At 69.7% G+C, this 12,745-nt stretch carries 8 protein-coding genes and 1 pseudogene; 3 read left to right on the top strand and 6 right to left on the bottom strand.

The annotated features are described in order from the left end of the window. Positions 1 to 22: 22 nt before the first annotated feature. Together ACLJQE_RS24420 and ACLJQE_RS24415 are read right to left on the bottom strand one after the other, a co-directional pair. The gene (locus ACLJQE_RS24420; RefSeq protein ID WP_410641653.1) at positions 23 to 676 is read right to left on the bottom strand and encodes a LuxR C-terminal-related transcriptional regulator; all 654 of its coding nucleotides are present in this window, start codon (positions 674 to 676) and stop codon (positions 23 to 25) included. Beyond that, complete coding sequence (locus tag ACLJQE_RS24415; RefSeq protein WP_410641652.1) at positions 640 to 2,598, bottom strand: sensor domain-containing protein; 1,959 nt, start codon at positions 2,596 to 2,598, stop codon at positions 640 to 642. The genes ACLJQE_RS24420 and ACLJQE_RS24415 overlap by 37 nt, the downstream gene beginning before the upstream one ends. Positions 2,599 to 2,856: 258 nt before the next feature. Between ACLJQE_RS24415 and ACLJQE_RS24410 the strand changes: the two genes are divergently transcribed. Then, a complete protein-coding gene (locus tag ACLJQE_RS24410; protein ID WP_410641651.1) occupies positions 2,857 to 3,564 on the top strand; it encodes a VC0807 family protein in 708 nt (235 codons plus the stop codon). A gap of 53 nt (positions 3,565 to 3,617) precedes the next feature. Beyond that, positions 3,618 to 4,796 (top strand): macrolide family glycosyltransferase, encoded by a 1,179-nt coding sequence (locus tag ACLJQE_RS24405; RefSeq protein WP_410641650.1) that lies wholly within the window; start codon positions 3,618 to 3,620, stop codon positions 4,794 to 4,796. A gap of 50 nt (positions 4,797 to 4,846) precedes the next feature. Here the strand turns inward: ACLJQE_RS24405 and ACLJQE_RS24400 are convergent, their stop codons facing one another. The 3 genes from ACLJQE_RS24400 to ACLJQE_RS24390 all read right to left on the bottom strand — a co-directional run bounded on the left by ACLJQE_RS24400 (position 4,847) and on the right by ACLJQE_RS24390 (position 10,796). After that, positions 4,847 to 7,780 carry a helix-turn-helix transcriptional regulator gene (locus tag ACLJQE_RS24400; RefSeq protein WP_410641770.1) on the bottom strand — a complete coding sequence of 978 codons (2,934 nt, stop codon included), beginning with the start codon at positions 7,778 to 7,780 and terminating at the stop codon, positions 4,847 to 4,849. Between the two features lie 773 nt (positions 7,781 to 8,553). Next, positions 8,554 to 9,786 (bottom strand): cytochrome P450 family protein, encoded by a 1,233-nt coding sequence (locus tag ACLJQE_RS24395; protein WP_410641649.1) that lies wholly within the window; start codon positions 9,784 to 9,786, stop codon positions 8,554 to 8,556. Between the two features lie 20 nt (positions 9,787 to 9,806). Then, positions 9,807 to 10,796, bottom strand: coding sequence for a TauD/TfdA family dioxygenase (locus tag ACLJQE_RS24390; RefSeq protein WP_410641648.1), 990 nt, complete (start codon positions 10,794 to 10,796; stop codon positions 9,807 to 9,809). A 208-nt stretch (positions 10,797 to 11,004) separates the two neighbouring features. On the opposite strand from ACLJQE_RS24390, the pseudogene ACLJQE_RS24385 reads away from it, so the two are divergent. Then, positions 11,005 to 11,414, top strand: a pseudogene (locus tag ACLJQE_RS24385) (transposase); the annotation flags it as partial. 387 nt (positions 11,415 to 11,801) lie between these two features. Here ACLJQE_RS24385 and ACLJQE_RS24380 read toward each other — a convergent pair. Next, complete coding sequence (locus ACLJQE_RS24380; protein WP_410641647.1) at positions 11,802 to 12,434, bottom strand: hypothetical protein; 633 nt, start codon at positions 12,432 to 12,434, stop codon at positions 11,802 to 11,804. Positions 12,435 to 12,745: the final 311 nt, after the last annotated feature.

Raw genomic sequence — 12,745 nt, 5'->3', positions numbered from 1 at the left:
GCGCGTGAAGGTCAGCGGAAAATCAATTCTGCGCTTCGTTGAGGTAGGCGAGCACGGCCAGCACCCGGCGGTTGTCGCTGTTGGACAGCGTCAGGTCGAGCTTCCCGAAAATTCTGGCGCTGTGTTTGCTCACCGCGCTTTCACTGAGATTCAGCGCTTCGGAGATACCGGCGTTGGAACGCCCTTCCGCCATGAGCTTCAGAACCTCGCGCTCACGGGACGTGAGCTTGCCGAGCGGTTCCGAACGACCGGCCGTGACGACCAGGCGGGAAATCACCTCGGGATCCATCGCCGTGCCGCCGCCGGCGACCCGGCGCAACGCGTCGGCGAACTCCTCGTCGTCGAAAACGCGGTCCTTGAGGAGGTAACCGATACCCCCCTGCCCGTCGGTGAGCAGGTCCCGCGCGTAGAGCTGCTCGACGTGCTGGGACAGCACCACCACCGGCAGCCCCGGGATCTGCCTGCGGGCTTCGAGAGCCGCTTGCAGGCCTTCGTCGGTGAACGTCGGCGGCAGCCGGACGTCGACGACGGCGACGTCCGGCCGGGCTTCGAGCAACGCGCTGAGCAGGCTGGGGCCGTCGTCGACCGCGGCCACCACCTCGAAACCGTGCGCTTCCAGCAAATGGGTGAGGCCCACCCTCAGGAGGTAGAGGTCCTCGGCGAGGACAACACGCACGGTACCTCCATGGTCAGGGTGGTCGGACCGCCGCGGGGGCTGTCGACCGCGAGCTCTCCGTCGAAGATACCGAGTCGCCGCCGGATTCCCCGCAGGCCGGTGCCGAGCGACGGGTCCGCACCGCCGACCCCGTTGTCGGCCACCACGACGCGCAGCTTCCGGCCGTCGTGACGCAGGTCGACCTGGATCCGCGACGCCTTCGCGTGCTTCGCCGCGTTCGTCAGCGCTTCGCAGACCGCGAAGTACACACAGGCCTCCACCGGCACCTCCGCCCGGCCGGGCAGGTCGATCGTGACGTCCACGGCCAGCGGGTTGTCCAAGGCGACCGCGCGCACGGCGTCGCCGAGACCACGCTCGGCCAGCACGGGCGGGTGAATGCCGCGGACGAGGTCGCGCAGTTCGGCCAGTGCCGCGGACGAGCTCGCGCGGACGTCGGCCACCATCCCCACCAGCTCGGGCTGCCCGGGGCCCAGTTTCCGTTCGATGGCCCGCAACGCGATGCCCATGGCCACCAGGCGCGCCTGCGCGCCGTCGTGCAGGTCCCGTTCGATCCTGCGCAGTTCGGCGGCCTGCACGCCGGAGGCGTCGGCCCTGGTCTCGGCCAGCCGCTCGACGCGCTCGATCAGCTGGGACCGTTTCGTCGGGGCCAGCAGCAGCCGGCTGAAGCCCGCCGCGGCCCGGAGCGCGTGCGGCGCCACCCAGATCGCCGGGAGCGCGAGCAGCGCCGCGAGCGGGATGCCCAGCCAAGGCGTGCTGATGATCGCCGGACCACCCGGCAGGCCCGACTCCAGTGACCGCCAAAGTCCCCCGGAGCTGTCTCCGCCCGCGACGGACGGCACCGCCACCCCGAGGACGGCGAAGATCACCAACGCCGGCGGGCCCGCCAGCAGCAGCGCGGCGACCAGCGGGTTCACGGCCAGCCAGGCCAGGTCACGCCAGGTGGCCGGGTCGCCGAGGATCCACCGGCGGGTCTGGAACCAGGACGGCAGGTGCCGGGTCGAGTGGAGCCGGCGCTGGTAGGCGTAGTTGCCGTCGTCGTCCGGCTCCGGCGCCGGCGGCCTCGGCCGGTAGGGCGCCACGATCTTCACCCCGGCCACCTGACCGGCGAGCTCGCGGCACAGGTTCACGAACGGGCGACCGGCGCGAACGACCGCGGGGTAAACGGGCACGAGGCCGATCGGCACGGTGACCACCAGCGCCACGGCTTGCGCCACCGCCAGCACGAATCCGTACAGCGCGAAGCCGGTCAGCAGGAGGCCGGCGCCCAGCACCTGGATCCGGCGCCAGACCGCCGACAGCAGGCGGCCGTCGACGCCCGGGTGGGCGCTGGGCCCCAGCAGCGCGCGGGTCCACAGCGCGTGCACCCACAGCATCCAGGGCCCGGCGGTGGCGCCGAACAGGATCGCCACGACCCCGAGCAGGATCGATCCGGTGGCCGACAGCCCCACGGACCCCGGCCAGACCTCGGGCGCCCACAGCGGCGCGACCACGCCGAACACCCCGCAGCCGACCGCGAGCGTGGACAGTGCCGCCAGCGGCCCGCCGATCAGCGGGTCCAGCAGCAGCCAGGCCAGATCGCGCCAGGTGGCGGGATCACGCAACATCCGTTGCGCCCGCCGCAGCCGCATCGGCTGCCGCTCGAACCGGTACAGGCGGCTGCCGAAGCGGTACAGGCCGTCCTTGCGCGCGGGCGGCGCCGTGGGCTCGGGCAGGTACGGATCGGCGATCTCCACGTCGGCCCAGGCGCCGGCGAGCCGCCGGCGCAGCATCGGCAACCGCCGGGCCGAGCGGACCGCGGGCACCGCACCGCACAGGACCGCCAGGGTCACCGGGAGCAGGAGGAGCAGCTCCACCACCGCCAGCCCGGCGAGCGCCAGACCCCGCAGGTGCGCCGTGGCGCGCTGCTTCAACCAGGCCAGCACGAACACCGAACGTGACCGAACGGCCGTCTCCCCTCCGCTGACCATCGCGTTCTCCGCCCCCGTTCGCCGTGCCGAAGCCCCCGCTCCGGTTTCCCAGTGTGACACGGCGGTGCCGGCCGGGTGGGGGGTCGCCGACCACCGCTTCCGGGGTGGAGTTTCCTGCACCCGGACCGGGGGTTCAGCTGGATTCCGCGAGGGCGGACCCGCCGGTAGCGTCGATCCGGACGCCAGCAACCGACTTCGGCAAGAGGACCCACCATGGACATCGATCGCTCTCCCTCGGCAACGGACAAGGAAGAGATCGAGCGGCCGGAGGAAACCCGGAAGAACCCCAAGAAGGTCCTGTTCGAAATGCTCGGGGTCGACCTGGCGGCCCCGCTCGGACTGTACTACGGCCTGCGCGCGTTCGGCGTGAACCAATGGCTCGCGATGATCGTGAGCGGCCTGCTCCCCCTGGCCCGCCTCGGCTACAAGCTGGTCAGGTACCGGAAAGTCGAATACCTGACGCTGTTCACCCTCAGCATCATCCTGTGCGGCACCGTCGTCTCCCTGCTCACCGGGGACGTCCGGCTGCTGCTGGCCAGGGAAAGCTACCTCACCGGGACCATCGGGCTGTGGATCACCGCAAGCCTGCTCGCCCGACGGCCGTTCATCTTGTCCGCGACGCTGCCGCTGCTCCCGGAAGCCACGGCGCGGTCCTGGCGGGAAGCCTGGGTGAACTCGCCCGAGTTCCGGCGCGTCATGCGCCTGATGACCATCGCCTGGGGCGGCTCGTTCCTCATCGACGCGGCGGCCAGGATCGTGCTGGCCTACACCCTCCCGGTCGACGCCGTGCCGTTGCTCAGCACCCTCGTCCTGGTGGTGCTGCTCGTCGTGGTGGTCCAGGTGAGCAAGTCCTACGGACGGCGGATGGCGAGCCGGAACAACACCGCTCCCCTGGCCGAAACGACCAGTTCCCAAGGCTGACGAGAGGCTGACCCATGGGGCTCCGGCACCACATCCTTGTCCTGAACAGTCCGATGCACGGCCACATCACGCCTTCGCTGGGCGTGGTCGCGCAGCTGGTCGAACGCGGCCACCGCGTCACCTACGTCACCACGGACCACTTCGAGCGCGCGGTCGCCGCCACCGGCGCCGAGGTGCTGCGGTACCGCTCGAGCTGGCCCACGGCGATCACGATGGCCGAAACCGACGACGGCAGCAGCCTCCTCGGCTTGCTGAACGAGTGCGTCGCCGTCGTCGACGCGGCCAAGGCACACTTCGGGGACAGCCGTCCCGACGTCGTGCTCTACGACATGACGGCGACGTTCGCCGGCCGGGTCCTCTCGCGGAGCTGGCGCCTCCCGGCGGTGCAGCTGCTGCCGAACTTCGCGTCCAACGAACACTTCTCGCTCAACGACGAGATCGGACGCCGGACGCTGGCACGCATGACCGAGCCGCCGGACCCGGACCCGGCCGTGTTCGCCGAGTTCGGGACCAGGCTCGGGGAGTTCGTGGCGGCCAACGGACTCGACCCGGCACACACCGGGGAACTGTTGCAGGCGCCGGAAAAGCAGTCACTGGTGTTCGTCCCCCGCGACTTCCAGTACCGGGGTGACACCTTCGGCGGCGACCACACGTTCGTCGGTCCCGTCCTGACCGATCGGGCCGTCCAGGGCGGCTGGCGGCCGCCGGGTGACCAGCCGGTCCTCCTGGTTTCCCTCGGCTCGCTGAACTACGCCGGCCAGCGAGACTTCTTCCGGACCTGTGTGCGGGCCTACGCCGGGCTCGACTGGCACGTGGTCGTCTCCACCGGCCCCGAAGTGGATCCGGCCGAGCTGGGCTCGCTGCCGCCGAACGTCGAAGCCCACCGGCAGGTGCCGCAGCTGGCGATCCTGCGCCACGCCGGGCTTTTCGTCACCCACGCCGGCATGGGCGGGACCATGGAGGCCCTCGCCAACGGCGTCCCGTTGCTCGCGGTGCCGCAGCTGCCCGAGCAGGAGGTCATCGCCGAGCGGGTGGCCGAACTCGGCCTCGGCCGGGTGATCACGTCCGGCATCGAGGTGGACCGGCTGCGCGAGATCACCGAGGAAGTCGTGTCCAGCGAAGCGGTGCGGCGGGCCACCGGGCGGATGCGTGACCTCATCGCCGGACTGGACGGTGCCCGGCGGGCCGCCGACGCGGTCGAGGCGCACCTGCGCTCCGAGACACTCGTGTGAGCCGGCGTGGTGCGGCGGCGGTCCCCGGCCGCACCAGCCGGCTCAGCCGGTCACGCCGTGTCCGGCTGCGACCTCCGCCGGGGCAGACCCGGTTCCGCGGTTCGCTGGTCGGCGGAACGCCTCCCGCCGACGGCGCTGCCGACGCGCCCGGCGTCGAGCTGGAGGTCGACCGGCAGGTCGGTCCGCTTGCTCACCTTCAGCTTGCGGAACACCTTGGTCAGGTGCTGCTCGACCGTGCTCGGGGTGACGTGCAGCTTGGTCGAGATCTCCTGGTTCGTGTAACCGAACGACGCCAGCGTCGCGACCCGGTACTCGGAGGACGTCAGGATGCTGAGCATCTGCTTGTTCTGCGTGGCGGCGGCCGGGACCTCGGCGACGGCCTTGCCCTGGATCGCCCGCGCGGCGACCGGCTCGGCGGCCGGCGCCGGCTTGGGTTCCCCGCTGCCCCGGGGTGGCGTCATTTCGAGCCGGCAGGCTTGGCCCAGTCTTCTCGCCCGCAGCAACACCATCCGCGCCTTGGCGAACTGCTTCATCGCCTGGTGCGTCCGGCTCAGGTCGAACAGCGCCTGCGCCAGCTCCAGCCGGTCGCCGCTGGCGTGCAGCACCTCGACCGTCTCCTTGAGCATGGTCAGCCGGGAGCTCACGTCCGTGGTCGCCGCCAGCATCCGCATCGAGGCGCCGCGCACCCGCGGGCTGCGGAACCGGGGGTGGTCCAGCTGTTCCTTCGCCAGTTCCCGTGCCTTGTCGACGTTCCCGAGCCGCAGGTGCGCCTCCGCGGCGTCGATCCGCCACGGCGCGAGCGTGGGCGCTTCGAACCCCCACGCCTCCATCAGCTCCCGGCACCGCTGGAAGTCGGCGAGCGCGGCCTCGACGCGGCCGTTCGCCAGGCAGTACCGGCCACGGGCCCGCAGGTACGGCAGGCAGTAGCCGGAGCGGTACATCTCTTCCGGCACCGGCTGCCGCAGGTACTCCCGGACCGCCTCGTGGTCCCCGATCACGGTGGCGACCCGGACCAGGACGGCCAGCGGGATCCCGATCGCGACCCCCCAGCCCTCGGCGCCGACGGCCGCGATCGCGCCGCGCGCGTAGCTCGACGCCTTGGAGAGCTCGCCGTACCGCAGCGCGATGTCCGCCTCGCAGGCCGAGAACACCGCCTGCCACCACGCCACTCCCCTGGCCTTCGACTCCGCGAGCAGCGCGTCGCACCAGCGCGACGCGGTTTCCAGCCGGTCGGCGTAGATCAGGGTGCGCAGCGCCGACCACACCGGCTCGATCGTCAGGTCGTCGAGCGGCGTCGCCTGCAGGACGCTCTCGGCGGTCGACGCCGAGCCGGTCTCGTCCGCGCCACCCAGCACCGTGATCAGCGCTTCCGACGCGGTGGCCGGCCACCGGGCCGGCGCCGCGGCCTCGCCGGCGGGCGCCCCGCTCACCTCGGCCCAGCGCTTCGACAGCGCGGGGTGGGCGTGCCGCAGGAAGTGGCCGACGTTCGTCAGCGCGCTGCTCGGGTGCGCCTGGCCGTGCGGGTACTCGCGGCCGAGCCGGTCGAGGATGGGCTCGGCCTCCTGGTGGCGGCCGGCCCACAGCAGGCAGTGCAGGAGGAAGACGCTCTGTTCCGTGTCGAGCTCTCCGGCGCGCTCGTGCTCGCACAGGCGCGTCAGGTGCCGGTCGGCGGTCGCGGGCCCGGCGCGCAGCTCCGCCCGCAGCAGCAGGGTCCGCAGGGTGGCGCCCTGCGGTCCGTCGGCCCGGCCGGCCAGCGCGTGCTCCAGGTATTCGACGGCCCGGCCGGCGTTGTCCGCGCCCAGCCCTTCCTTGGCCGCCTGCAGCAGCTGCTCGACCGTCCAGTCGTCGGGCTCGCCGCCCGCCGCGATGAGGTGGTGGGCCACCTGGTCCGCGCCGGCCTCGTCCGCGTGCAGCACCCGCGCGGCCATGGCGTGCAGCTTGGCCAGGTCCGCGGGCTCCATGCAGTCGATCACGGCTTCGCGGAACGAGGGGTCCCGGAAGTCGTTGCCGTTGAGGAAACCGACCGTCCGCAACGCCTGCAGCGCCCGCTCGACGTCCGCCGGCTTGCGGTGCACGAGCCGGCCGAGCCGGTCCACGGTGCTGTCCGGGCCGAGCACCGACACCACGCAGGCGAGCGCCAGCACCTCCGGCCCGCTGCGGCGCAGGCACGTCAGCACCGCGTGCCGGAACGCGTCCCCCACGACCGGCCGCGTGTCCGGTCCGGGCTCCGGCCAGTCGAGCTGGTCTTCGATCAGCGCCCGCACGAGCAGCGGGTTGCCACGGGTGATGGTGTGGCACCCCGCGGTCAGCCGCGCCACCGCGTCCGGGTCGAGGTGCTGGGCGAGCAGCTGCGAGACGCCCTCTTCGGACAGGGGCGCGAGGCCCAGCCGCCGGAAGTTCACCTGGCGGACCAGTTCGATCCGGTAGGACGGGTGCACCGACCGGCCGTGCACCAGCTCCGCCATGAGCAGCATGATGCGGGCCGAACGCGTGTGGTTCGCGATGTGGAGCAGGCACTCCATGGACGACGCGTCGACGTGCTGCGCGTCGTCGACGGTGATCAGGAGCGGCGCCTTCTCCGACAGCTCCAGCGCAAGCTCGAGCACGATGTTCGCGATGTCGAACGAGCGCAGCGGCGAGGACAGGTCATTGCCGTTCGACGGCCACGCGATCAGGCGGGTCAGCTCCTGGGTTCTCGCCTGCGGCAGCGGCAGGTCGCCGGCCAGCTGCTGAAGGCTGCCGTACGCGCGGCTTCCCCGGTCCCGGTCACCGGTCACGGTCAGCACGACGGCGCCTTCCCGCGCCCGCTGCTCGGCGAACGTGCGGAGCAGCTCGGTCTTCCCGCTGGCGACGGCCCCATTCACCAGCGCTATTCTCCCGTTCCCGGAATCGGTTTCCGAGAATAAATTCTCCAGATAATCGAATTCACTTTTGCGCTCAATCAGTGTCACAGTCCCTGCCCCCCAGGCATTAGAAAGAGACATCACGAGGCAAACGGTCACAAAAAAGGCGTCACGAATACCACGCGAGACGACCCCGCTCCCACAGAAGCTGCGCCAACACTGCTTGCCCCAGTTGTTCCGCACTTCGTTCCCGCGGCACCCCTGCCCCGGGTCTTCTTTCAACGTATCATCAAGTCAGCCTGTTTGTAGGTTACCATCCGGCCGGGCCCGCGGTCGACGAAGACAAAACCTTCACCTGTGGCCACACCGGCCATATTCGGACAAATCCGTCGCAATAACGGAGGGCATGCCGAATCGGCCGGTTCACAGTGAAATAAAGTCACGAAAACCGACTACGGACACGAACGACCTGTCGCGCCGGCATCCCATCCCGATCCTGGCACACGAGGCGTCACGACCAGCGGCCGGGCGAACACCTCGTCACCGCGCCGCGGCCGGCTCACAGCCGACCGGTCGCCGCCGACAGGTTCGCCCGGCTATCCCCAAAAGGTACCCCCTAGATATGTGTACCCACGTCCCCAGTAGCAATCCAACGTCTGCCACCCGAAGGCAGCCCCAGACGGACACCACTCGCGATGTCCGGCAATCTCAGCGTCGCTGGCCCGATGCTAACCGGCACCCCCTACCCCCGCAATCCCCCTAAGTCGGACGGAACCGCCCATACCAGGCCGGATGCCGATCCACACTGGTCACCGGACAGAACCGTGTCGCCGTTCCCGGCGGTGTCACGAATATGCGTCACGGTCGCCATAGGACGCCCAGGGCCTGCCGTGGTGGTGTGCCACGGGCTCGGGTCAGGCGCGGACGGGCAGCTCGGTGAGGCCCCGGATGACGAGGCTGGCCTGCCAGCTCAACTCGCCGGGCTCGACGGCGAGGGTGAGCGTGGGCAGCCGGTCCGCGAGCACGCGGAACGCGACTTCGCCTTCCAACCGGGCCAGTGCCGCGCCGAGGCAGAAGTGGATGCCGTGCCCGAACGCCAGGCTCTTGCCGCGGGGGCGCCGCAGGTCGATCTCGTCGGGGCGCTCGAACACCTCGGGGTCCCGGTTCGCCGACCCGATGGCCAGCAGGACGGTCTCGCCCGGGGGAATGGTCGTCGCGCCGATGGTCACCGGCTCGGTCGCGAACCGCACCGTCGCGGTGTTCACCGGGCTTTCGATGCGGAGGAACTCTTCGACCGCTCCGGTGAGCAGTCCCGGATCCCGCCGCAGCCGGTCCCAGTGCCGGCGGTCCTCCAGGAGGACGAGAACGCCGTTGCCGATGAGGTTCGTCGTCGTCTCGTGCCCGGCCACGAGCAGGAGCGACGCCATCCCGGTCGCCTCCGCGTCGGACAGGCGGTCGCCGTTCTCGTCCGGGGCGACGATCGCGGACAGGATGTCGTCGCCGGGCTGAGCGCGTTTCCCGGCCACCAGAACGGCGAGGTAGTCCGTCATCTCCGCCGACGCGGTCATGAACTCCGCGGGCGAAGCGGGCGACAGCAGCGCGTGCGACCACTGCCGGAAGGCGTCGCGGCGGTCTTCCGGCACCCCGAGGATCTCGCAGATCACCTTCATCGGCAGCGGGAACGCGAGAGCGTCGATGAGGTCGACCGACGGTTCGCCGTCCGCGAGGCGCTTGGCCAGCGCATCGACCAGCTCGGTGGCGAGGGCTTCGATCCTCGGGCGCAACGCGGCCACCGCGCGGGCGGTGAAGGCCTTGGTGACCAGCTTCCGCAACCGGGTGTGCTTGGGCGGGTCGGAGTTGAGCATGTGGTCGTGGACGTCGAAGTCGGTGACCGCCACCGCGCCGGCGCCCCCGGCGGCACGCAGGTTCTCGAGCACCGCCGCGACGTCCTTGGACAACCGCCGGTCGGCCAGCCCGGCACGCACGTCGTCGTGCCGGGTGACCAGCCACGCGTGCGGTCCACCGGGGAACCGGATCTTCGTGACCGGACGCTGGGTGCGCAGCAGCGCGTAGAGCGCGTACGGGTCGTCCGCGAACCCCGGGGGCAGCAGGACGGCGTCACCGGCGGTGTCGAATGTCGCGTTCATCGGAAGTTCACCTCGCGCCGTCACCGCTTGGTCATGGAAACCAGCACCCGGCGGTCACCGGTGTACGGCCGGCGGCCGTGGGACACCAGCAGGTTGTCGATCATCAGGAGGTCGCCGTGGCCCCACGGCTCCGCGATCTTGGCGGCCTCGAACGCGGCGACGATCGCCGCGAAGTCCTCGTCGGTGATCGGGGAGCCGTCACCGAGGTAGGCGTTGCGCGGGAGGTCTTCTTCGTCGTAGATGGCCAGCACCGACGCGCGGGTCACGGCGGGCAGGTTGTTGATGTGGAACAGGTGGGCCTGGTTGAACCAGACGCGCTCGCCGGTGAGCGGGTGGGTGGTGGTGGCCGGCCGGACCTGGCGGGTGCGCAGCAGGTCGTCGTCCCACTCGGTCTCGATGCGGTTGTCCGCGCAGTACTTCTCGACGTCGGCGCGATCCTCGGCCTGGAACGCCTCCTGCCAGGACAGGCCGATGCCCTGGCGGTAGGTGCGGGTGTAGAGCACGCCGTGCGCGGCGAACCGCTCGACCAGATCCTCCGGGAGCGCCGCCAGGACCGCGCGGCTGTCGGCGACGGGGGTTTCGCCACCCGTTTCGGCCGCGAGCGCGCAGTAGAAGAAGAGATTGTCCGGCCAATTGACCGAGTAAGCGCTTTCGTTGTGCTGCGGGATTTCCTGGTCGGCCGGGTACTCCGTCGAGGTGTACACCTTGCCCTTGACCCGGCTGCGCGGCGTCGAACGTTCCGTGTAGTCGAGCGTGCGGCCACCGACCAGCTCGGCGATCGCGGCGAGCGCCGCGTCGTCGCCGACCGGGGTGTTCTTCACCATCACCGCACCCAGGGTGCGCAGCGCGGTCCGCAGGTCATCGACGTTCCGCCGGACCCACGCGCCCGGGTCGTCCGCGGACTTCGGTTCAAGGGACAACAGCCGGGTTCCGCCGCGCTCGACGACGTCGACCACCGCGTCGCGTCCGAGAGATCCGAACTGCCCGTCCACCGGAGAGTAACCGACCATGTTCTTCCCCTAGAAAAATCAGCAGGCGGAATTCCCGGCGCCAATTCGGCAGGCGCTCTCGCCTCGGGCGAGCGTATCCCCACGCGACCCCGAACCCAACCCCCTAGGGCGTGTCTCCTGGATCTTCGGTTGGCGGCTCGGTAGATAGATCAACGTGTCGCGACGGCATGAACTCACTGACAAGGAATGGGCGCTGCTGAAGCCGTTGATGCCTGCGGACCCACCGCGAGGCGGCCAGTGACGTGACCACCGGACGATCATCTCCGGGATCCTGTCGGGAATGGACCGGGATCCCGTGGCGGGACCTGCCCGAGCGGTTCGGTCCGTGGAAGACGGTTTACCAGCGTAAACGCCGGTGGGCGATCGAGGGACCTGGCAGCGGATCTGCGACGAGTTGCGCATCGACTGTGACGCCGACGAGGGCCAGGACTGGACCAAGGCTCCCACGGTGGCCGACCACCAAACTTCGACGCTGAGCGGTACAAGCAGCGCAACACGGCCGAACGGTGCATCAACAAACTCAAGCAGTTCCGCGCCGTGGCCACCCGCTACGACAAACGTGACTACATGTACCGGGCCACCGTGGACATCGCCACCATGAAGATCTGGCTACGAGACCTCACCCCAAGATCCATGAGACACGACCTAGTTGACCAGGGCGTATTCGCGGCTGAGTCGGGTGCGTTGGCGGAAGCAGCGTGAGCGGGCTTGGTGGCGGCGGCGCCAGGTGCTCCAGTGGTGGGCGTGGTCGGGCGGTATCGGTTGATGCTGTCGCTATCCTGGCAGCCGCAGCCGCCCTCGAGTCTGTTGTCTTCACACACATGATCATCGAGGCGGCTGCGCCCAACCCACCCCGGGGTGTATTTTCGCTTGAGTGAGCTTCCCGCAAAAGCCCAGGTCAGCGACGATGCCATGATCGCTGGTCGACAGCTCACTCAAGCGGAAACCCACCACCCGCAGTGTCCACACTGCTCAGACAGCTAATAGCGGCTGCCGTAGTAGGCCCTACGCCACACCTCTGGCCTCGGCACAGTTGTAATAGGCGTCACCCGCGTATTCGCAGACTAAGACATACACGTAGTACCCATCGGCAAAGAAGTTTCCGTACGTCGACCTGCATTCCCCGTCGTTGGACGGGTCATTTATCGAGAGCCTGAAGGGTCCACCGGTGTCAGGGTGGGTTCCATCAACAACGGCAAAGATACCCCGGCCATTGGATCTGTTGTCACACACCGTCACCTTTTCACTCGACGGATAGCCTGCCAGGTCAGCGTCGAAGAACACCGCACCGCCGCCGCCCACCGTGTAGAGCCAGCCCACGTTTTGGGGCGGCACCGCGGCACTCGCCTGCGCGGCGCCCCCCAATACGACGGCCGCCGTCACGGCCGCCAGCAGGCTCATTCGTCGTAGCCAGCGCATCTGCGACTCCTCCACTTCGTCATTCCGGTCACGGCTGGCGTGACCGGAGGGAATTCTCTGTTGTGAGGCTTGCCAGAGCGTTGCCACACGGACGGAATTTGTCAAGGTCGGTGGGACCAGTGAGGACTTTTCATCGTGATGGGCCTGCTCACGATGGGTGCCGGCGTAACTCGTGTCTTCATAGGACGAGGCGATCGCGCGGCACACCGTGCTGGTCATGGCCGCCCTCGCCGTCTGCGCGGTCACCGCCGCCCATCTCACCGACCGCACCAACACCCAGGCGCCGCCGCCGAGCCCACCGGACCAGCCGCCACCACCCGAGCCCGGGATGGTGAATAGCCGATCCACACCACAAGATCCAGGAGACACTCCCTAGGTCGACGCCCCACTCCGGTCCGGCACCTGTGGTTGCGACGCACAACGGGTGCCGGCCGCCGGCGAAGTCGGCAGAAAAGTACACCCCTAAATGGCGGAAAGCCCATAGCGCGGCTCCGTCGCTGATCGCTAATGTGCAATGACGCTCGGATGAC

This window comes from Amycolatopsis sp. lyj-346 (genome assembly GCF_046548975.1).
GTDB lineage: Bacteria > Actinomycetota > Actinomycetes > Mycobacteriales > Pseudonocardiaceae > Amycolatopsis.
Note: the sequence above shows the minus strand (reverse complement) of the source record. Positions and strands in the feature narration are given on the sequence as shown.